Source organism: Porphyromonas uenonis 60-3, assembly GCF_000174775.1.
Classification (GTDB): Bacteria; Bacteroidota; Bacteroidia; order Bacteroidales; family Porphyromonadaceae; genus Porphyromonas; species Porphyromonas uenonis_A.
The window spans coordinates 1-692 of record NZ_ACLR01000187.1 but is presented as its reverse complement, the minus strand read 5'-3'; the positions used below and the strand labels follow the sequence as shown (position 1 = coordinate 692).

The window sequence follows — 692 nt, the reverse complement described above, 5'->3', positions numbered from 1 at the left end:
GGTCGTCTGGGGTGGACGCTTGCGCTTGCGACTTCTCAGCAGCATGTCGTTGGCTCCTAACACTTTGTAAAGCCAGTCTCGACCTACTTGAAAGGTTCCTTTGAAGTACTTGTTGGTACACTCCTGGAGGGTGTCTACGCCTGCCCTGGGGAGCCAACTGCGCACATACTGGCAATAGTGTAGGACGGAGGCTACTTTGACATCTTCGTCTTGCTCGGTGAAGGTGTGCTTGTAGTAGCCTTTGCGGCTGACTTCTAGCTGCTGACAAAGGTAGGTTATGGAGAGCTTTTGATCTCTCACTTGGCTTCAAGCTGTCTCACGGCTACAAATCGGTCTTTTTTTTTAGATCAATGTGGTAGCGATTCAAGACCACTTCGAGTAGTGTTTTGTTGACCAAGGCCTTGCTCTCAGCTGGAAGAGGGCTGCTTTGAGGCGAGCGTTTTCCGCTTGAGTTCTGCGTATCTGGATCTACGTCTTTGTTCTTGTTTGTCTTGCTCATAGTGCTTTGGTTGGGTAACTCTACACCAAAGGTACGCAACCAATTTCGAATGGTGCGTGTGGTGATGCCGTAGCGCTGGCTGGTGGTGGCGATGCTCTCGCCTGTGGCTAGGAGGTCATCGATGACTCTCCACTTGAAATCTAGGGGATATCCCTTTCGTCCTCGGTTACTTTTTTCTTGTTTCTATTGTTTG

2 protein-coding genes are annotated in these 692 nt (G+C 49.9%); both read right to left on the bottom strand.

The genetic code is table 11. The features are described from left to right. On the bottom strand, positions 1–300 hold a 300-nt coding region (locus PORUE0001_RS07705; protein ID WP_007365887.1), incomplete at its 3' end, for a hypothetical protein. Between the two features lie 22 nt (positions 301–322). Continuing rightward, the gene (locus PORUE0001_RS07700; RefSeq protein ID WP_232501439.1) at positions 323–592 is read right to left on the bottom strand and encodes a transposase; all 270 of its coding nucleotides are present in this window, start codon (positions 590–592) and stop codon (positions 323–325) included. Positions 593–692: the final 100 nt, after the last annotated feature.